This window comes from Neisseria sp. HMSC069H12, assembly GCF_001812735.1.
Classification (GTDB): domain Bacteria; phylum Pseudomonadota; class Gammaproteobacteria; order Burkholderiales; family Neisseriaceae; genus Neisseria; species Neisseria subflava.
The window spans coordinates 23,827-42,186 of sequence record NZ_KV810267.1 but is presented as its reverse complement, the minus strand read 5'-3'; the positions used below and the strand labels follow the sequence as shown (position 1 = coordinate 42,186).

Here is an 18,360-nt window from a genome sequence, read left to right as displayed (position 1 = left end):
ATGCTGTCTTAAATACTGCTTTAAGACAGTATTATCTGTTATTTTTCAAGCAACCTACCCATCTCAAAAAGATAACTGATTCTAAACAAAATTATGAAAAATCAACAAAATATACCATATAAAAACTTTTCAGGCTGCCCAAAAATCCAAAAACCGCACTATCAATTAACCCCGATTGGCGAACAAATGGCACGCCTGCCCATCGACCCGAAAATCGCGCGCATTTTACTGGCGGCGAAGAAGCACGACTGCATGGCGGAAATATTGGTGATCGCGTCCGCGCTGTCGATTCAAGACCCGCGCGAGCGGCCGCTGGAAGCGCGCGATGCCGCAGCCAAGGCGCACGAGCGGTTTACCGACAAGCAGTCCGATTTCCTTGCCTATCTGAACATTTGGGACAGCTTCCAGCGCGAGCGCGACAAAGGCTTGTCCAACAAGCAGTTGGTGCAGTGGTGCCGCCAATATTTCCTGTCGCACCTGCGGATGCGCGAATGGCGCGAGCTGCACCACCAGCTTGCCCAAACCGCGATTGAAATGGGTTTGACCACCAAGGAAGCCGCGTTTAGGCAGCCTCCTTCCCAAGAACAATTAAGGCCGTCTGAAAGCCAAGGCGACCAAGATTTGGCAGCCAAGCTCAAACAAAAACAACTGGATAAGAAACAACACCGCGCCCAAATCCGCGCTGCTAAAGAAGCTGGCTACGAGCAAATCCACCGCGCCCTGCTGACCGGCCTTATCGCCAACGTCGGTATGAAATCGCCCGACGGCAACGACTATACCGGCGCGCGCGGCAGCCGCTTCCACCTTTTCCCCGCCTCAGCCCTGTTCAAAGCCAAACCCAAATGGGTGATGGCGGCAGAATTGGTTGAAACCACGCGCCTTTACGCGCGCGACGTCGCCGTTATCCAGCCCGAATGGATAGAGCAGGAAGCACCACACCTCGTCCGCTACCACTATTTCGAGCCGCACTGGGAGCAAAAACGCGGCGAAGTCGTCGCCAGCGAACGCGTTACGCTTTACGGCCTGACCGTATTGCCGCGCCGCCCCGTGTCTTACGGCAAAGTTGCGCCCGAAGAAGCGCGTGAAATCTTTATCCGCGGCGCATTGGTAGCGCAAGAAAGCAATCTTCAGACGGCCTTTTTTGCCCACAATAAAAAGCTGATTAAAGAAATTACCGAACTCGAACACAAATCTCGTAAGCAAGACGTATTGGTCGATGATGAAGCACTGTTTGCGTTTTATAACGAACGCCTACCCGAGCTGGTGTGGAAAGACGCAAAAGGCGGCGTTTGGGGAAGCGAAGAACCCGTACGGCTTATTGAATCCGACAAAGCCGAAAGGTCGTCTGAAAATGAAAATAACAAGTTTCGCCAAAATGAAAATCACAAGTTTCGCCAAAATGAAAATCACGGCAACACCGTAGGTTGGGTTGAAAACCCAACATCAGCCGCAACCGCAAAAACTGTTGGGTTTGACAATCCAACCTACGCTACTCAGCAAACTACCCCCTCCCCCATGGGGGAGGGTCGGGGAGAGGGCAAAACAGTTGCCACCCAAACCAACTCCGCAACCTCAACAAACCCTCTCCCTAACCCTCTCCCACAGGAGAGGGAACAGAGTGCCGCAGTTTCGACAGTTTCAGACGACCCCAAACCCAAAAAGCAGCCTGCCCCCCCAAAAGGCCGTCTAAAACCCCTCCCCCTTGCCGACATCCGCACCTTTGAAGCCTGGCTCAAAACTGCTGAGCGCGACAATCCGCGCCTGCTGTTCCTCAGCCGCGACGATTTGATGCAACACGCCGCCGCGCATATTACCGAAGAGCAGTTCCCCAAATTCTGGCAAACCGCAGATGGCAAGTTCAAACTTTCCTACCGCTTCGAGCCGCACCATCCGCTCGACGGCGTGACCATGACCGTGCCGCTGACCGTCCTCAACCGCCTGCACGCGCCGTCGCTTGAATGGTTGGTGCCCGGTATGTTGCGCGAAAAAATCCAGCTGCTGATTAAAGCACTGCCGAAGCAAATCCGCCGCATTTGCGTGCCCGTACCCGATTTCATCACCAAATTCCTCGAAAGCAATCCCGACCGCCAAGCGGCCATTATTCCCCAGTTGGCACACTTTATCGCCAAAAACGCCGGCGATATGCGGATTCTCGAGCAAATCGACCAAGACGCATGGGCAGGGCAAGAATTGCCCGAACACTGCTATCTGAATCTGCGCATTATCGACGACGGAGGACAAGAGCTTGCCGGCGGCCGTAAACTGCACGAATTGCAACAACAGCTCGGCCAAGCCGCCACCGTTACCTTCCGCGACAACACCCAAGAATTCGAGCGCGACAACGTTACCGCATGGGACATCGGCACCCTGCCCGAATCCATCAAATTCGCCCGCGGCAAACAGCAGCTCACCGGCTACCTCGGCCTGCAAAAAGAAAAAGACGGCCGCATCGCCCTGCGCCTGTTCGACACCACCGAAGCCGCCGAACAGGCACACAGATTAGGCGTGATCGAACTCATGAAACTGCAACTAAAAGAACAAGTTAAAGATCTGAATAAAGGCATCCAAGGCTTTACCCAAGCCGCCATGCTGCTCAAACACATCAACGCCGACACCCTGCGCGACGACCTCACCCAAGCCGTCTGCAACCGCGCCTTTATCGGCGAAGACGAGCTGCCGCGCAACGAAAAAGCCTTCAAAGAGCAAATCAAACGCGCCCGCAGCCGCCTGCCCGCCGTCAAAGAAGCCCTCAGTCGCTACCTGCAGGAAACCGCCGCCGCCTATGCCGAACTGAACAGCAAACTCGGCAAACACCCATTGACCCACCTTCTAAGACTACGCCTGCAAACCCTGCTCGCCCCCGGCTTCGCCAGCCATACCCCATGGGCACAATGGCCGCGCCTCCCTATCTACCTCAAAGCCATGACCCTGCGCCTCGAAAAATACAGCAGCAACCCATCACGCGACGCAGCCCGCGAAGCCGATATTCAAGAGCTGGAACAAATGTGGCAGGAAAAAACAGACAGCCTGATCAAACAAGGCCTCCCCGTTTCAGACGGCCTTGCCGCGTTTAAATGGATGATTGAAGAATTGAGGGTGTCGCTGTTTGCACAGGAATTGAAGACACCGTATCCGGTGTCGGTGAAGAGGTTGATGAAGGAGTGGGAGGGTCTTAATTAAAGGAAAATGCCGTCTGATTTTTTCAGACGGCATCTTTTATTTCCTCGGCCAACCGATTTAATCGCTCCCTACAAATAGCTTTATTTTTTAATTCGCACTCCCAAACGACAATCACTTTAAAACCAATCTTTTCCAGCTCGGTTTCATTTTTAATATCACGTTCGCGATTTTTTGTGATTTTTTCCAACCAAAAATCCGTATTGCTTTTCGGGATATGCCCTTTACTGCAAGAGTGCCCGTGCCAAAAACAGCCGTGTATAAACACGACTGTTTTATATTTTGGCAAAACGATATCCGGTTTGCCTGTATAACGCTTATCATTTTTCCGATAACGGAAACCTTGGGAAAAAAGAAATTTCCTTACCAATACTTCCGGTTTGGTTTCTTTACTATGGATTTTTGACATGACCAAAGAACGCTTGGACGGTGTAAAGATATCAGACATTTATTCTATCTTAATTTCTTCAAATTCTCATACTTTTCAATAAATTCAGTATGATACATTTTTGCATTAGCTAAAAGCTCCTGATATGTTTTAATATAAACAAGGCCGTCCTTTTGGTATGCTTGGGCTTTTAATTGAACAGCTCTCGTATCTACCAATCGCTCTCCTATTAAATAGCAGTATATTTGAGCTCCGTTCTCATTGCCTAAATTTGTTCTTATGAAATCAACGTAATCTAATGCCTGATCTAATTCTTTATGACTAATTTTTCCTTTTGGCCTTTTTAATTCAATAATAAAAACACTATTTGCAAATCGTTGGCAGAGAAAATCAATTCTACGGTTTTCTATTTCCAGATCGTTATCAGGGTATTTATCTTTTAATAGCTTGGAAAATGTTACTTCATCTTCGAAGGACATAATTCTTGGATCTAGCAGCCATGGAAATTGTTTTAAAAAATCATGCATAATGGGAACTTCTTTTGCATTTTCTGCAATATATTGCTCAAACTTTTTAATTGTTTCCAATCGAACTTCTGCTAATTTATAAAACTCCCGTGCTTCAATTAACTGCCACTCTTTCATCAATTGAAGAATTTGATGGGGATCTCCAAACCCTTCTTCACTAATTTCTTCTGCCAATTCCTTAAATGAAGTAAATTGGTAAGAATCCTGTACGTATTTAATCAAGTTTATTGCTTTTTTGGGCTCTAGTCCTTCTGCATGAATAATTTGATCCATGATTTTCTTAGCTAATCTACGTTCATGTCTCGGGAGATTTTCATACCATTTGTCAAGACAAATACCTGTTGTTTCCTCAACTTTTTTCTTTTTATCATTTTCTTTTTTTGTTTTATGGAAATTATAAAATTTTTTAATTAAAAATTGTAACACCTCCTCTAAAAATTTAGTCTCATCAGTTTCCCAATTTAATGATCTTCGGTTAGTTGAAATTACATCCTCTGAAAAATCTTCAATAAATCCAACATCTAAGCAACCTGTGATATATGAATATCCAAAACTTGTAGCACCTAAACCATAAAATGAATATTCGTTAACCAGTTTTCCTCTCGAAAATAAAGCGACCCCTCGCATTTTTTCTGGAACAGTTTGCTCTTTACTTGCAATTAAACTTCCTTTTATTTTTTCAAGATAGTTTTTGTATTTATTCTCTTCATCTTGGTTAAAAGAAATTTCGCTCCATGGGGAGTTCCATTCAATAAATTTATCAAAACCTTCATAACGCAAATCGTTATTCACGACTATTGGTTCAGCCTCATTATTATGAAAAATCTCCGTTTTAAAATCCGGCTCATCAAAAATCTGGAATGATTTTGCTAATGAAGTTGCCAAGTTTCTTGCTTGGAATCCAGTTTTTCTTTTTATTTTCATTAGCTTAATTTCTGTTCCAGATTGTTTGGATACTTTGACCTGATCTTCTATAATTTTTGGATGATAAGGCTCTTGAGTATTTTTTTGAGATTGAATTTCCTCCCAATCTAAAATAAATGTTGTTTTCCGGTAATTTTGAATTGTAGAAATTTCGATAGTATTGGCAATTCCGAAAAAAGCCAATTTCCCAATCCCTTTTTTACCTACAACAAAACGTTTTCCGCTACGACTCTTTTCTCCTTCTGACTTTCTCCTATTCCTCCCAATAATAAGAAATTTCTCATTAATTTCATTAAAACTCATTCCATGACCGTCATCTTCAATCACAATACTTTTTTCTTCTAAATTATCATTCAATCTGACAACAACACGAGTAGCATCTGCATCATAAGCATTTGAAACTAACTCTGAAATAACTGGCGGTAAAGTCGAATACATTTGTATTCCTAAATGTGTAATTACATTTGGATCAAATCTCATTTCTAAGATATGAGATGAGTTATTGGAAGTTTTAGACATTTCCATTTCCTTTTTTAAGGTATTTAAGACTATCAACAATTGCCCTACCTATTTTTTCCGCATACATCGGAGGAACGGCATTACCAATCAAACGGGCTATTTTGTCCCTGCTACCCGCTTTAAAGACATAGTTACGAGGGAACGATTGCAATGTTGCACCTTCGCGCAGGGATAACGCCCTGTCTTCTTCAGGATGGGCAAATCGTCCGTTGGAAATACTAAAGAATTTGGTCGTTATGGTAGGTGCGGGCTTATCCCACCATAACCTACCGAATGTGTCCTTAAAACTATTGTCTTTTCCGATAAAACATTTCAGCTGTAATTCGGGAATATGTGCAAAAGCCGAGCGGTTTCCTCCGTTTTTAGGGACCAGAGCCAATCGCCTCAGATTTATATCAGATAATCCCGCACAACTATGCATAAAATCAGTTTTATCTTGATGTCCTGCAATAATTTGGGGAAAGCCGTTTTCCATTCCTAAAACATCGCGTACCGTAAGTCGTTTGCCCGAATACTTGATTGGTTCTAGCTTTTCTTTGGTTATTCTGTTTGCAATTAACGTAAATCTTTTACGGCTTTGGGGAATTCCGTAATCAGCCGTATTGTGAATACCGAAATGGACGGTAAAGCCTTTTTCTTCCAATAATTTTATGAAATTATCAAGACCGCTTTCTTTCATCCTGCTCAGGATTCCTGGAACATTCTCTACAACAACATATCCGGGATTGAAATATTCTACAAACCGCTGAAACTCCAAAAGCAAACTCTTGGATTTTTCCGATTTGCTTTTATCTGTTTGGATAACACTCCAATATTGACAAGGACTACAACCTATAAGAATCAAATCATCATCATTCTTTTTTAAGCCGAGTTCCTTTTCCAATGTTTCAGGTTGCAATTCAAAAACATCAGCCTGTATAAATTTGGCATTTATATTGGCTTCATATGTTTCTTTGCAGCTAGGTTCGTAATCTATTCCAGCTAGAACTTTGATGCCAGCAGATTGCATTCCATAGCTCATTCCTCCGCCACCACAGAAAAAATCGATTGCTTTTAAAAAAGTACCATTATTCATTTTTATTTAAATAACCACATTAGTAAAAATTTGTTTTGTATAACATATAATCTATTGTTTATCAAGAAAGATTAATTTTTTAGCTAGCGTAGCCTGTATAGTAAACCGTAGCTTGCATCAAACCGCGTGTGCACCCCTAGGCACGCACGCGGTCTTTTTAAAAAGTTCTTTCCAATCAAACCAAAGGCCGTCTGAAAGTACTTTCTACCTTTCAGACGGCCTTTTTATATTCATATTTCTATTTATTTTTCCAACCGTGCAATCAGTTCGTCAGCCAAGTCGAGATAAGCCTGGGTGCCTTTGGCGTGGGCATCGTAGGCGAGGACGGGGAGGCCGTGGCTGGGGGCTTCGGCGAGGCGGATGTTGCGGGGGATGACGGTATCGAAGAGCAGGTTGCCGAAGTGTTGTTTGAGCTGTTCGCTGACTTCGACGACGAGGCGGCTGCGGCTGTCGTACATGGTGCGGACGATGCCGGTTACGTCGAGGTCGGGGTTGATGGCTTGGCGGATTTTGCGGACAGTGGCCACGAGGTCGGAGATGCCTTCGAGGGCGTAGTATTCGCAAAGCATGGGGACGATGACGCCGTTGGCGGCGACCAGGCCGTTGAGGGTGAGCAGGGTTAGGGACGGGGGGCAGTCGATGAGGACGTAGTCGTAGTTGTCGGCAACGAGCTGTAGGGCGTTTTTGAGGCGGATTTCGCGTGCGATTTCTTGGACGAGTTCGACTTCTGCGCCGGCCAGTGTGCGGTTGGCGCCCAATACGTCGTAGCCGCCTTCTTTGCTGCGGACGACGGCGTTGGGGATGTCGGTTTCGCCGAGGACAACTTGGTAAACGCCGTTTTCGATGGTGGCTTTGTTGATGCCGCTGCCTGTGGTGGCGTTGCCTTGGGGGTCGAGGTCGACGACGAGGACGTGGCGGCCTTTGGAGGCCAGGGAGGCGGCGAGGTTGACGGTGGTGGTGGTTTTGCCGACTCCGCCTTTTTGGTTGGCGACGGCGAGGATTTGTGCGCTCATGTGCTTTGCTGTTGTGTTAAGTGTGGATGGCTGGATTGTACCGTTATTCGGTATGCTTGGGTTGTTTTCAGACGGCCTTTTTGCGGATGATGACGATATGGCGTTCGGCATTGAGTTGGGGGACGTGCAATGCTTCGACTTTTTCGACGGCGACGCTTTCGGGCAGTTTGTCGATTTCTTCTTGCGGGTATATGCCTTTCATGGCTGCCCAGTAGCCGCCGTCTTTGAGGAGGTGCTCTGTCCAGTTGACGAAGTCGGCGAGTTCGGCAAAGGCGCGGCTGGTAATGACGTCGGCGCGGCAGTCGGCGGCGGCTTCTACGCGGCCGCTGATGACACGGACGTTTTTTAGGCCGAGTTCGATGACGGCTTGTTGCAGAAAGGCGGTTTTTTTGGTGTTGGCATCGAGGAGGGTGATGTCGAGGTCGGGACGGCAGATGGCGGTGGGTATGCCGGGCTGTCCGCCGCCGGAGCCGACGTCGAGCATGGTTTGTGCGTGTTCGATATAGGGCAGGAGGGTCAGGCTGTCGAGCAGGTGGTGGCTGACGGTTTGGGCGGGATCGCGCAGGGCGGTCAGGTTGTAGGTTTTGTTCCACTTTTGCAGCAGGGCGGCATAGTCTAGCAGTTTGGCCTGTTTGGCTTCGTCGATGTCCAAACCCAGTGCCTGTATGCCGTCGCGGAGCTGTTGCGCCTGATTCATTTGTTATTCCTTATTGGTTAAAACGCGTTGGATGTAATGGTAACGGAAAGCATGCCGTCTGAAAATGTTTGTGCCTGTTGAATCAACGTTTCATTTTGTGAAAGACGATGGGCTGCTCCGGCGCACGCGTGAGCTGTTTGGGCAGGGTCAGCATGGCGATGATCCATACGGAGAGGGTGTAGTAGAACACGCCTTGTCCGCGCATGCCTGCCAATGCGGCTTGGCCTAAGATGGCTTCAAAAATCAAGCCTGCCGCCGCCGAGGCACACGCTGCGACACCGGCAAGGAAGATGGCGTAACGCGAATGCCGGCGCATCATTTTTTTATACGCCAGCTTGGTCAGTCCGCCGGCAATAGGCAGGTTGAGGAAGGCAAACATGCCGCAGACGAACCATGCGACGGAATCCTGCCAACCGCTTTGCCATGTCCACGCGCCGTCTTTGACTGTGACCAACAGCCCTTGGCCGTCTGAAAAGGCAATTTGCACGATATTGTGCAATATCATCGCCAGCGGCAGGGTGAGGAACATCAGTGCGACCAATAGGGGGCGGTAGGGCTTTTCTTGAGTCAGGTACATGGCAGCTTGCCTTGGGAAAATAAGTTGAAATGATAGCAGATCGGCGGTTGATTCACGTTAGTTTGCCACCGAAATTGCTGACAAAAACAGTCAATTAAAAAAGAAATGAAAAATTCTTTTTTCTTGGCAAACATTGGCAGATAAAGGGTAAGAAAACGTTTTTAGACGGCCTAATCTATTATTTTTATATGAACCGAACAGAAAATCTTTGCATTTCTCCGTAAAATCTACTAAATTCTTAATAACATATTATAAAGACCTGAAATCTGGAACCCAAACCGAAACTGCCTTCCGCCATTTACGCTCGGAAACTCAGCAGGCAAAAAGTTTCACACACAACAAAACCAAAAAATAATTCCTCTGAAATCAGTTGTTTATAATGATAGATAACCACAAGGCAAACCATGCCTGACTTTAGTAGGAGTAAAACCATGGCTGAAGCAACCGATGTCGTATTAGTAGGCGGCGGCATTATGAGCGCCACTTTGGGCGTATTGCTCAAAGAACTCGAACCATCTTGGGAAATCACCCTGATCGAACGCTTGGAAGATGTAGCGTTGGAATCATCAAATGCATGGAACAATGCCGGTACGGGACACTCTGCGCTGTGCGAATTGAACTATGCGCCTCTGACTGCCGACGGCACGATCGATCCGACCCGCGCCCTCAATATTGCCGAACAATTCCATATCAGCCGCCAATTTTGGGCAACTTTGGTCGAAGAAGGCAAACTGACCGACCGTTCTTTCATCAATTCCGTCCCCCATATGTCGCTGGTGATGAACGCCGACCATTGCAGTTATCTGCAAAAACGTTTCGACGTGTTCAAAAACCAAAAACTCTTTGAAAAAATGGAGTTTTCTACCGACCGCGCCAAAATCGCCGAATGGGCGCCGCTGGTTGTCAACGGTCGTGATGAAAGCCAACCCATTGCCGCCAACTACTCCGCCGAAGGTACGGACGTTGATTTCGGTAATCTGACCCGTCAAATGGTGCAATATCTGCGCGAAAAAGGCGTGAAAATGGAATTCAACCGCCATGTTGAAGACATCAAACGCGAATCTGACGGCGCGTGGGTACTCAAAACCTGCAACACCGAAAACCATGAAGACCATTTGACCCTCCGCAGCCGTTTCGTGTTCCTCGGCGCAGGCGGCGGTGCACTGACCCTGCTGCAAAAATCCGGTATTCCGGAAGGCAAAGGCTACGGCGGCTTCCCTGTTTCCGGCCTGTTCTTCCGCAACAGCAACCCTGAAACCGTTGCCCAACACAATGCCAAAGTGTACGGTCAAGCTTCCGTTGGCGCGCCTCCTATGTCCGTTCCGCACTTGGATACCCGCAACGTAAACGGCGAACGTCATCTGATGTTTGGCCCATACGCAGGCTTCCGCCCCAATTTCCTCAAACAAGGCTCGCTCATGGATCTGCCGATGTCCATCCAAATGGACAACCTCTATCCTATGCTCCGCGCCGGTTGGGCTAATATGCCGCTGACCAAATACCTCTTAGGCGAATTGCGTAAAACCAAAGAAGAACGCTTTAATTCGCTCTTAGAGTATTATCCGGAAGCCAATCCTGACAATTGGGAACTGATTACCGCCGGTCAACGCGTACAAATCATCAAAAAAGACCCGAAAAAAGGCGGCGTACTCCAATTCGGTACCGAAATCGTCGCCCATGCCGACGGCTCGCTGGCCGCATTGCTGGGTGCGTCCCCAGGCGCATCAACCGCCGTGCCTTTGATGATTAAGCTGGTCAACCAATGCTTCCCTGGCCGTATCGAGTCATGGTCAGGCCGTCTGAAAGAATTGGTGCCCGGCTACGGTATCAAGCTGAACGACAATCCGACTTTGGCGGACGAAATCATCAGCCACAACGCGACTGTTTTGGGTATCCATCACTAAATTAAAGCAGACACAAAGGCGGGCATTCTTGCCCGCCTTTTTTCAAACCATTAAAATAGCGGCATTCAGGCCGTCTGAAATCTAATCTGCGGCAGCATGTTGCATGATTCAAACCCGAAAATCAGCCCCAATAGAAAAACGCCATGACCGATATTCTCAACAAAATCCTTGCCACCAAAGCAGAAGAAGTGGCCGCCCAAAAAGCCGCCATTTCCCTGGAAGACATCAAAGCCCAAGCGCAGGCTGCCGCGCCTGTTCGCAGCTTTATCGGCTCGATCCGTGAAAAACATGCGCAGAATCTGCCTGCCATTATTGCCGAAGTCAAAAAAGCCAGCCCAAGCAAAGGCCTGATCCGTCCTGATTTTCATCCTGCCGAAATCGCCGTTGCCTATGAAAAAGCCGGCGCGGCCTGTTTGTCCGTGTTGACGGACGAACCTTATTTCCAAGGATCGCCCGAGTATTTGAAACAGGCGCGTGCGGCTGTGGCGCTGCCGGTCTTGCGTAAAGATTTCATCATCGACGAATACCAAATCTATCAGGCGCGCGCGTGGGGTGCGGATGCGGTTCTTCTGATTGCCGCCGCCTTGGAAGCAGCGCAGCTTGAGCGTTTTGAAGCCGTCGCCCACGAATTGGGCATGACTGTCTTGTTGGAGTTGCACGATGCGTCCGAGTTGGAAAAATGCCGCAACATGACTACGCCGTTGTGGGGCGTCAACAACCGCAACCTGCGTACGTTTGAAGTGACCCTGCAACAAACCCTCGACCTCTTGCCTGAATTGAACGGCAAAACCGTTGTAACCGAAAGCGGCATCCGCAACAAAGAAGACGTCGATTTCATGCGCGGCCACGGCGTGCATACTTTCCTGATCGGCGAAACCTTTATGCGTGCCGACGACATCGAAGCCGAAGTCAAAAAACTGTTTTAAACCCTAAAAAACATCAGGCCGTCTGAATTTTCAGACGGCCTGAATCCATTGGAGACGAGAAAAAATGTTTACCGTACAGCGCATTTACGCCTATCAACCCGATTCTAAACAAACCGCCGTCTTTATCGACCGCCTCTATCCGCGCGGCGTCCATAAAGAAGTTTTCGCTACGGCGCTTTGGCTGAAAGATATTACGCCCAGTGCAAACCTGCGTCGCTGGTATCACGAAAATCCGGCTCAAAATTTTGACAGTTTTGTCAGCTGTTATCATGAAGAGCTGCAAGGCAATGCCGAGCAGGCCGCCATCAAGCAGTTGCTGGATTTGGAGCGGCAACACGGCAATATCCTGCTGCTGACCGCCGTCAAAGATCCCCGACATTCCCACGTCTCTGCGCTGGCTCAATTTTTGGGCACAACGTTTGAATATCGCGATTAAAAAATCAGTGTTTGGATTGAATATAAAAAGGCCGTCTGAAATCAAGGTTTCAGACGGCCTGCTATTTTCAAATCAAGAAGAATAACGGTGTGCCACCAATTTTCCGTCTATGTATTCGCCGATATAGACTTGCGAGGCTTCAAGGTGGAGGCGGTCGAGTTCCTGTTGCAGCCATTCTTCATCACGCTTAATGATTTCGAGGATGTCGGTGTCGACTTGGCCGTCTGTAATCAGTGGATAGCGCAGGCTTTCGTCGCCGTACTGAATGACGGTGAACTGGACGTTTTACTCCATGACGGCGCGTTTGACGGAAGAGATTTCGTAGATGTCGGCGGCGCGGAGTTTGAACATGAGGTCGTGTGCGCTGATGCCGTTTTTCATACATTCTTCTGCTTGGACTTCGCCGTTGACGATGGTCCAAACGGATTTGCCGTCAATTACGGATTTGATCCAGCGGTTGTGGTTTTTGATGAATTTCAGGCTCAATACCAATAGCGTCCACAAAATCAGTACGAGGAAAAATTGCAGCAGGCCGACGCTGTCGCTGTAAATCACGCCGCCGATGATGCCGCCGAGTACAAAGTTTTGCACTTGTTCCATGGCGGAGGTCGGCGCGAGGTTGCCTTTGTCTAAGATGTTGATTTACAAAATTAAACATAAAATATCCATCTAATCTGAGGAAAAATAGAAAGGTCGTCTGAAAACTAAATTTCAGACGACCTTTCCCGTTTGAAACGGTCCCAAATGGCAGGGTTGCTTTATTTCTTATTACCCAACTGCGGCAACACCGAACCTTCGCCCAGCGACAGCAAACCGCTTTGCGAGTAGATACCCAGTTTGGCGCGGGTGTCGGTGATGTCGAGGTTGCGCATAGTCAGTTGTCCGATGCGGTCGAGCGGTGTGAACGCGGCGTCTTCGACTTTTTCCATACTCAGGCGTTCGGGTTGGTAGGTCAGGTTGGGCGATTCGGTGTTCAGAATCGAGTAGTCGTTGCCGCGGCGCAATTCGAGGGTGACTTCGCCGGTAATGGCTTTGGCGACCCAGCGTTGGGCGGTTTCGCGCAACATGAGGGCTTGGCTGTCGAACCAGCGGCCTTGGTAGAGCAGGCGGCCGAGGCGCAGGCCGTTGATGCGGTATTGTTCGATGGTGTCCTCGTTGTGGATGCCGGTTACTAAGCGCTCGTAGGCGATGTGGAACAACGCCATGCCCGGGGCTTCGTAGATGCCGCGCGATTTGGCTTCGATGATGCGGTTTTCGATTTGGTCGCTCATGCCCAAGCCGTGACGGCCGCCGATGCGGTTGGCTTCGAGGAAGAGTTCGACAGGATCGGCGTATTCTTTGCCGTTCAATGCAACCGGCACGCCTTCTTCAAAGCGTACGCTGACTTCTTCGGGTTTGACTTCGACGTTTTCGTTCCAGAAGGCAACGCCCATGATGGGCTTAACGATTTTGATGCCGCTGTTGAGGAATTCCAAGTCTTTGGCTTCGTGGGTGGCACCCAGCATATTGGAGTCGGTAGAGTAGGCTTTTTCAACCGACATTTTGTAGTTGAAGCCGTTGGCAATCAGAAATTCGCTCATTTCGTGACGGCCGCCGAGTTCGTCGATAAATTGTTGGTCGAGCCAAGGTTTGTAGATTTTCAGCGCGGGATTGGTCAAGAGGCCGTAGCGGTAGAAACGCTCGATGTCGTTGCCTTTGTAGGTGCTGCCGTCGCCCCAGATGTTGACGTCGTCTTCTTTCATGGCGGAAACGAGCATGGTGCCGGTCACGGCGCGGCCCAGAGGCGTGGTGTTGAAGTAGGCGATGCCGCCGGTGGAAACGTGGAACGCGCCGCATTGGATGGCGGCAATGCCTTCGTGTGCCAACTGCGCGCGGCAGTCAATCAGGCGGGCATTTTCTGCGCCGTATTCCATCGCTTTTTTAGGAATAGCGTTGTAATCGTCTTCGTCAGGTTGGCCGAGGTTGGCGGTGTAGGCATAAGGCAGCGCGCCTTTGAGTTTTATCCACAACAGCGCGGCAGAGGTATCGAGACCGCCGGAGAAGGCGATGCCGACTTTTTGACCGATGGGGAGGTGTTGCAGGATGGTGTGGTTGTGGCTCATGGAGAATTCTTCCTTCAGACTTGAAAAACGGGTTCCATTATCTTATAAATGGGACATATTGTCAGCCGTGAGGCCGTCTGAATGTTTCAGACGGCCTCCAAGAAGAAACCCCATTTATGAACGCTTTCAACCTCATCATCATCGGCGACGAAATTCTGCACGGCAGCCGCCAAGACAAGCATTTCGCCTTTTTCAAATCCCTGCTGGAATCGCGCGGGCTGAAGCTCAATCAGGTGCAATATCTGCCCGATGAACCCGATTTGCTGGTTCGGCAACTGCGCCGCAGCTTTTCAGACGGCCTGCCGACTTTCGTTACCGGCGGTATCGGCTCTACGCCCGACGACCACACCCGCCAAGCGGCCGCCGCCGCTTTGGATTTACCCGTCGTCCGCCATCCCGAAGCAGCCAAGTTCATCGAGGGCGTGACCCAGAAACGCGGCGAACCGCTCGATTCGCCGGAACACGCCCAACGCCTGAAGATGGCGGATTTTCCCGAAGGCGCGGAATTGGTGCCCAATCCGTTTAACAACATCGCCGGATTTTCCATCCGCGAGCATTATTTCTTCCCCGGTTTCCCCGTGATGGCGCACCCGATGGCGGAATGGGTATTGGAAACTTATTACGCCGACCGCTTCAACCAAACCGAACGCGGCAGCCGCAGCGTGTATGTGTTCGACCAACCCGAGTCGCGCATTACGCCGATTATGGAACATCTTGAACATACCTACGCTGGTATCCGTTCGTACAGCCTGCCAACCGTGGGCCGTACCGATTCAGACGGCCGTTATACTCCGCCGCATATCGAGTTCGGCATTAAAGCGGAAGGCGAGGCCTGCCGCTTGCTGGATGCGGCGTGGGAAGATGCGTTGCAGGGTTTGCAGGCGATTGGCGCGACTTTGAAAGAAACGGTGGAATAATGCATTTATCCCCAGCCCAATCCAGACGCGCACTGACTTTTGCCTCTTTGCTGTTTTTACCGCCAACCCTCATTATCGGCATTTGGCTGGCGCAATATGGCGGCTTCGCTTTTGAACCGCCGCTGATGCACGCCGTCCATGCCCACGCGGGAACATGGTTTGATCCGATTGCCACCGTGTTGCACTATCTGGGCAAAACCGCGATTGCCGTGCCGCTGATCGGCGCGGTTGCCGCCGCCCTGTATTTTGCCGATAAGAAGCGCGAAGCGCTGTTTTGCGTGTTGGCGGCATTGGTGCCGACTTTGAACATGCTGATTGTGAAGGTATGGTTTGCCCGCGAACGCCCGTTGCTTTGGCAGCGCCTGATTGAGGAGAGCAATTTTTCCTTTCCCAGCGGCCACAGTACGTTTTCCGCTGCCATTGCCGTCATGTTGATATTGCTTTGCCGTCGCACGCGCTACCGCCGTGCTGCTTGGGTAGGCGGCATTTCCTTTGCCCTGCTGACCGGGTTTTCACGCATTTATTTGGGCGTGCATTATCCCACCGACGTTTGGGCAGGCTGGACAAACGGCACGCTGACTGCATTGCTGGTGTATATGATCATCTTCAGGCCGTCTGAAAAATAGAAGAAATAAATCATGAATACACGTTCACCCAACACGCCTTATTGGCTCAGAAACGGCCATGCCGATACTCTGTTTGCCAAGCTGCTGCAAGGCAAGGCGCCCGACTACCGCCGCGAGCTTCTGCCCGACAGTACCGGCAAAACCCAAGTTGCCTACGATTTTGTCGACAGCGCCAATCCTGATGCGCCGTTGGTGGTTTTGTTCCACGGACTGGAAGGCAGCAGCGAGAGTCATTACGCAGTCGAGCTGATGAAAGCCGTGCAGCAGCGCGGTTGGAACGGCGTGGTTGCCCATTTCCGCAGTTGCGGCGGTATAGAAAACACCGCGCCCGTGTTCTACCACCTCGGCGATACGCCCGAAATCGCCTTTATGCTCAACACACTGGCCCGACGCTATTCAACCATCTACGCTGTCGGCGTTTCTTTGGGGGGCAATGCCCTGGCCAAATATTTGGGTGAGCAGGGCAGCAATGCCGTTCCACGCGCATCTGCCGTCGTTTCCGCGCCGGTTGATGCCGTAGCGGCCGGTACGCGATTTGATCAGGGCATGACGCGACTGATTTACACGCGCTATTTTTTAAATTCGCTGTTGCCGAAAGCCCAGGCGATTCCTCAGTTTCAGACGGCCTTAAGCCAACAAAACTGCAAAACGCTTGGCGATTTTGACGACCGCTTTACCGCGCCGCTACATGGTTTTGCCGACCGCCACGATTACTACCGCCGTAATTCCTGCAAACCGTTTCTGAAAGGCGTGGGTACGCCGTTACTGCTGCTCAATGCCGTCAATGACCCTTTCCTGCCGCCAGAAGCCCTGCCGACCGAGCGGGACGTGTCCTCGGCCGTTACGCTGCTGCAACCGGCATACGGCGGTCATGTCGGCTTTGTCAGCCGCGATCAAGGCCGTCTGAATCTGCAATGGCTGCCGCAAACCGTGTTGGACTATTTCAAACAGTATCAGCCGTAAATGAAAAAGGGCATGTATGCGACATGCCCTTAGGGTGTAGAAAGTAAAAAGGCCGTCTGAAAACGAGTTTCAGACGGCCTTTTGAATAGCTTGATTATTTACTTTTGTCGGCTTTGGCTTCTCTTTTCAGAGAAGCGTACAACTCAGGGTCGCGGTTTTTCAGCAGGGAAGCAACGGCCAAGTCGTCACGGTTAACTTTAGCCAAATCTACGCGCTCGATGTGTACCAAACGCAGCAATTCGCGTACAGGTTTAGGCATATTGCGGCCAGATTCGTAACGGGAACCGCCGGATTGAGTCACACCAATGCGGCTCCAGAAGTCCATTTGGTTCAGGCCGAGTTTTTTACGGATATCGCGGATGTTTTCAATTTTTTCGAACGATTTCATGAATCTTCCTTATTGTGGTATTTGTTGCATGCCTCTAGGCATAAAAATGGGTCTGCAAGAATGCCTGTATCCCTTTCCTGTAGGCTTTTGGGGTGATATGTGGGCGTATTGCAAATGACTGATCTAGATAATTAGACAGTATATTCGAAAGAAGTTTTCCGCTGTCTGCCATAATTTGTGTAAATATTTCTTAATTCATTATTTCAGTAAATTTTCATTATATAAATCATTAAATTATGCGCTTATCTTAAATATGGCGTAAGCAAATTTTTACATAATTAAACAATTCAATTTGGGTGAAAACTTAATTTCGAGTTTTTATTCGGTTTTCTAGATTGAGAATGCGGATAAACTTCAGGCCGTCTGAATCTATGTTTTCAGACGGCCTGAAGGTTTTTTCAAGGTTAAGGCTTACCGCTGGCAGGGCTGATGGTGAGGATTTCGTAGCCGGTTTCGGTAACCAAAACTTCGTGTTCCCATTGGGCGGAGAGGGAGCGGTCTTTGGTAACCACTGTCCAACCGTCGTTCAGGATGCGCAGATGGCGTTTGCCTTGGTTGATCATCGGCTCGATGGTAAAAATCATGCCTGGTTTGAGGACGAGGCCCTCACCTTTGCAGCCGTAGTGGACTACTTGAGGTGCTTCGTGGAAGCCGCGGCCGATGCCGTGTCCGCAGAATTCCTGCACGACGGAATAGCCGGCATTTTCGGCAACCTGTTGGCAGGCATAGCCGACGTCGCCGAGGGTGGCGCCGGGTTTGACCGCTTCTATACCCGCCATCATGGAGGCGTGGGTCACGTCGATCAGGCGTTGGGCAATCGGGGAGACTTTGCCGACGGTAAACATACGGCTGGAGTCACCGTGGAAACCGTCTTTTTTAATGGTCAGGTCGATGTTGACGATGTCGCCTTCTTTCAGCGGCTTGTCGTCGGGAATGCCATGGCAGATGACGTGGTTGACGGAGGTGCAACAGGATTTCGGGTAGGGCGGGTTGCCGTAGTTGAGGGGAGCTGGATAACCGCCTTGAACGTTGACGTGGTAGTTGTAAACGAGTTTGTCGATTTCGTTGGTGGTGACGCCGGGTTTGACGAATTGGCCGATGTAATCGAGGGCTTCGGCGACCAAGCGGCCGAGTTCGCGCATTTTTTCGATTTCTTCGGGGGTTTTGATGATGACTTCGTTCATGAGGTTTCCTTCTTGTT

Annotated in this window: 16 protein-coding genes and 1 pseudogene; 7 read left to right on the top strand and 10 right to left on the bottom strand. The window is 49.6% G+C overall.

Annotated elements, in window-relative coordinates; all coding sequences use genetic code 11:
• Window positions 1-93: 93 nt before the first annotated feature.
• Window positions 94-3,180, top strand: a complete 3,087-nt coding sequence (locus tag HMPREF2872_RS05200) for a DUF3418 domain-containing protein (protein ID WP_168164754.1) — start codon at window positions 94-96, stop codon at window positions 3,178-3,180.
• Between the two features lie 22 nt (window positions 3,181-3,202).
• Here HMPREF2872_RS05200 and HMPREF2872_RS05195 read toward each other — a convergent pair whose 3' ends face one another.
• From HMPREF2872_RS05195 to HMPREF2872_RS05170, 6 genes are all read right to left on the bottom strand, one after another.
• Window positions 3,203-3,625 carry a very short patch repair endonuclease gene (locus tag HMPREF2872_RS05195; RefSeq protein ID WP_070631759.1) on the bottom strand — a complete coding sequence of 141 codons (423 nt, stop codon included), beginning with the start codon at window positions 3,623-3,625 and terminating at the stop codon, window positions 3,203-3,205.
• A 5-nt stretch (window positions 3,626-3,630) separates the two neighbouring features.
• Window positions 3,631-5,535: an ATP-binding protein gene (locus tag HMPREF2872_RS05190; RefSeq protein WP_070631757.1), complete on the bottom strand. Its 1,905-nt coding sequence runs from the start codon at window positions 5,533-5,535 to the stop codon at window positions 3,631-3,633.
• Window positions 5,528-6,610, bottom strand: coding sequence for a DNA cytosine methyltransferase (locus HMPREF2872_RS05185; protein WP_070631753.1), 1,083 nt, complete (start codon window positions 6,608-6,610; stop codon window positions 5,528-5,530). Before HMPREF2872_RS05185 ends, HMPREF2872_RS05190 begins: the two co-directional genes overlap by 8 nt.
• A gap of 242 nt (window positions 6,611-6,852) precedes the next feature.
• On the bottom strand, window positions 6,853-7,623 hold the full coding sequence (locus tag HMPREF2872_RS05180; RefSeq protein ID WP_070631752.1) for a ParA family protein: 771 nt from the start codon (window positions 7,621-7,623) through the stop codon (window positions 6,853-6,855).
• A 67-nt stretch (window positions 7,624-7,690) separates the two neighbouring features.
• On the bottom strand, window positions 7,691-8,320 hold the full coding sequence (gene rsmG, locus HMPREF2872_RS05175) for a 16S rRNA (guanine(527)-N(7))-methyltransferase RsmG (RefSeq protein WP_049359315.1): 630 nt from the start codon (window positions 8,318-8,320) through the stop codon (window positions 7,691-7,693).
• Between the two features lie 82 nt (window positions 8,321-8,402).
• A complete protein-coding gene (locus HMPREF2872_RS05170; protein ID WP_070631751.1) occupies window positions 8,403-8,897 on the bottom strand; it encodes a hypothetical protein in 495 nt (164 codons plus the stop codon).
• A 431-nt stretch (window positions 8,898-9,328) separates the two neighbouring features.
• On the opposite strand from HMPREF2872_RS05170, the gene HMPREF2872_RS05165 reads away from it, so the two are divergent.
• From HMPREF2872_RS05165 to HMPREF2872_RS05155, 3 genes are all read left to right on the top strand, one after another.
• Entirely contained in the window at window positions 9,329-10,801 is a 1,473-nt protein-coding gene (locus HMPREF2872_RS05165) for a malate:quinone oxidoreductase (RefSeq protein ID WP_070631750.1), read from the top strand.
• A gap of 143 nt (window positions 10,802-10,944) precedes the next feature.
• The gene (trpC, locus tag HMPREF2872_RS05160) at window positions 10,945-11,727 is read left to right on the top strand and encodes an indole-3-glycerol phosphate synthase TrpC (RefSeq protein WP_070631749.1); all 783 of its coding nucleotides are present in this window, start codon (window positions 10,945-10,947) and stop codon (window positions 11,725-11,727) included.
• Between the two features lie 64 nt (window positions 11,728-11,791).
• Window positions 11,792-12,163, top strand: coding sequence for a DUF488 domain-containing protein (locus tag HMPREF2872_RS05155; protein ID WP_070631747.1), 372 nt, complete (start codon window positions 11,792-11,794; stop codon window positions 12,161-12,163).
• 72 nt (window positions 12,164-12,235) lie between these two features.
• Here the strand turns inward: HMPREF2872_RS05155 and HMPREF2872_RS05150 are convergent.
• Together HMPREF2872_RS05150 and argG are read right to left on the bottom strand one after the other, a co-directional pair.
• Window positions 12,236-12,799: pseudogene (locus HMPREF2872_RS05150) on the bottom strand (YetF domain-containing protein).
• A 122-nt stretch (window positions 12,800-12,921) separates the two neighbouring features.
• Window positions 12,922-14,265: an argininosuccinate synthase gene (gene argG / locus HMPREF2872_RS05145; RefSeq protein WP_070631744.1), complete on the bottom strand. Its 1,344-nt coding sequence runs from the start codon at window positions 14,263-14,265 to the stop codon at window positions 12,922-12,924.
• 116 nt (window positions 14,266-14,381) lie between these two features.
• On the opposite strand from argG, the gene HMPREF2872_RS05140 reads away from it, so the two are divergent.
• The 3 genes from HMPREF2872_RS05140 to HMPREF2872_RS05130 are packed head-to-tail and all read left to right on the top strand — an operon-like array spanning window position 14,382 to window position 16,771.
• On the top strand, window positions 14,382-15,182 hold the full coding sequence (locus tag HMPREF2872_RS05140) for a competence/damage-inducible protein A (RefSeq protein ID WP_070631741.1): 801 nt from the start codon (window positions 14,382-14,384) through the stop codon (window positions 15,180-15,182).
• Window positions 15,182-15,808, top strand: coding sequence for a phosphatase PAP2 family protein (locus HMPREF2872_RS05135; RefSeq protein WP_070631738.1), 627 nt, complete (start codon window positions 15,182-15,184; stop codon window positions 15,806-15,808). The genes HMPREF2872_RS05140 and HMPREF2872_RS05135 overlap by 1 nt, the downstream gene beginning before the upstream one ends.
• A gap of 12 nt (window positions 15,809-15,820) precedes the next feature.
• Window positions 15,821-16,771, top strand: coding sequence for a YheT family hydrolase (locus HMPREF2872_RS05130; RefSeq protein ID WP_070631735.1), 951 nt, complete (start codon window positions 15,821-15,823; stop codon window positions 16,769-16,771).
• A 94-nt stretch (window positions 16,772-16,865) separates the two neighbouring features.
• On the opposite strand, the gene HMPREF2872_RS05125 is transcribed toward HMPREF2872_RS05130, so the two are convergent.
• Together HMPREF2872_RS05125 and map are read right to left on the bottom strand one after the other, a co-directional pair.
• Entirely contained in the window at window positions 16,866-17,159 is a 294-nt protein-coding gene (locus tag HMPREF2872_RS05125; protein ID WP_070631732.1) for a helix-turn-helix domain-containing protein, read from the bottom strand.
• A gap of 404 nt (window positions 17,160-17,563) precedes the next feature.
• Window positions 17,564-18,343, bottom strand: coding sequence for a type I methionyl aminopeptidase (map, locus tag HMPREF2872_RS05120; RefSeq protein WP_070631729.1), 780 nt, complete (start codon window positions 18,341-18,343; stop codon window positions 17,564-17,566).
• Window positions 18,344-18,360: the final 17 nt, after the last annotated feature.

Excerpts from the sequence above, each read along its gene's own strand:
- HMPREF2872_RS05200 (WP_168164754.1), top strand. The coding sequence starts at position 94 with ATGAAAAATCAACAAAATATACCATATAAAAACTTTTCAGGCTGCCCA.
- HMPREF2872_RS05195 (WP_070631759.1), bottom strand. The coding sequence starts at position 3,625 with ATGTCTGATATCTTTACACCGTCCAAGCGTTCTTTGGTCATGTCAAAA.
- HMPREF2872_RS05190 (WP_070631757.1), bottom strand. The coding sequence starts at position 5,535 with ATGTCTAAAACTTCCAATAACTCATCTCATATCTTAGAAATGAGATTT.
- HMPREF2872_RS05185 (WP_070631753.1), bottom strand. The coding sequence starts at position 6,610 with ATGAATAATGGTACTTTTTTAAAAGCAATCGATTTTTTCTGTGGTGGC.
- HMPREF2872_RS05180 (WP_070631752.1), bottom strand. The coding sequence starts at position 7,623 with ATGAGCGCACAAATCCTCGCCGTCGCCAACCAAAAAGGCGGAGTCGGC.
- rsmG (WP_049359315.1), bottom strand. The coding sequence starts at position 8,320 with ATGAATCAGGCGCAACAGCTCCGCGACGGCATACAGGCACTGGGTTTG.
- HMPREF2872_RS05170 (WP_070631751.1), bottom strand. The coding sequence starts at position 8,897 with ATGTACCTGACTCAAGAAAAGCCCTACCGCCCCCTATTGGTCGCACTG.
- HMPREF2872_RS05165 (WP_070631750.1), top strand. The coding sequence starts at position 9,329 with ATGGCTGAAGCAACCGATGTCGTATTAGTAGGCGGCGGCATTATGAGC.
- trpC (WP_070631749.1), top strand. The coding sequence starts at position 10,945 with ATGACCGATATTCTCAACAAAATCCTTGCCACCAAAGCAGAAGAAGTG.
- HMPREF2872_RS05155 (WP_070631747.1), top strand. The coding sequence starts at position 11,792 with ATGTTTACCGTACAGCGCATTTACGCCTATCAACCCGATTCTAAACAA.
- argG (WP_070631744.1), bottom strand. The coding sequence starts at position 14,265 with ATGAGCCACAACCACACCATCCTGCAACACCTCCCCATCGGTCAAAAA.
- HMPREF2872_RS05140 (WP_070631741.1), top strand. The coding sequence starts at position 14,382 with ATGAACGCTTTCAACCTCATCATCATCGGCGACGAAATTCTGCACGGC.
- HMPREF2872_RS05135 (WP_070631738.1), top strand. The coding sequence starts at position 15,182 with ATGCATTTATCCCCAGCCCAATCCAGACGCGCACTGACTTTTGCCTCT.
- HMPREF2872_RS05130 (WP_070631735.1), top strand. The coding sequence starts at position 15,821 with ATGAATACACGTTCACCCAACACGCCTTATTGGCTCAGAAACGGCCAT.
- HMPREF2872_RS05125 (WP_070631732.1), bottom strand. The coding sequence starts at position 17,159 with ATGAAATCGTTCGAAAAAATTGAAAACATCCGCGATATCCGTAAAAAA.
- map (WP_070631729.1), bottom strand. The coding sequence starts at position 18,343 with ATGAACGAAGTCATCATCAAAACCCCCGAAGAAATCGAAAAAATGCGC.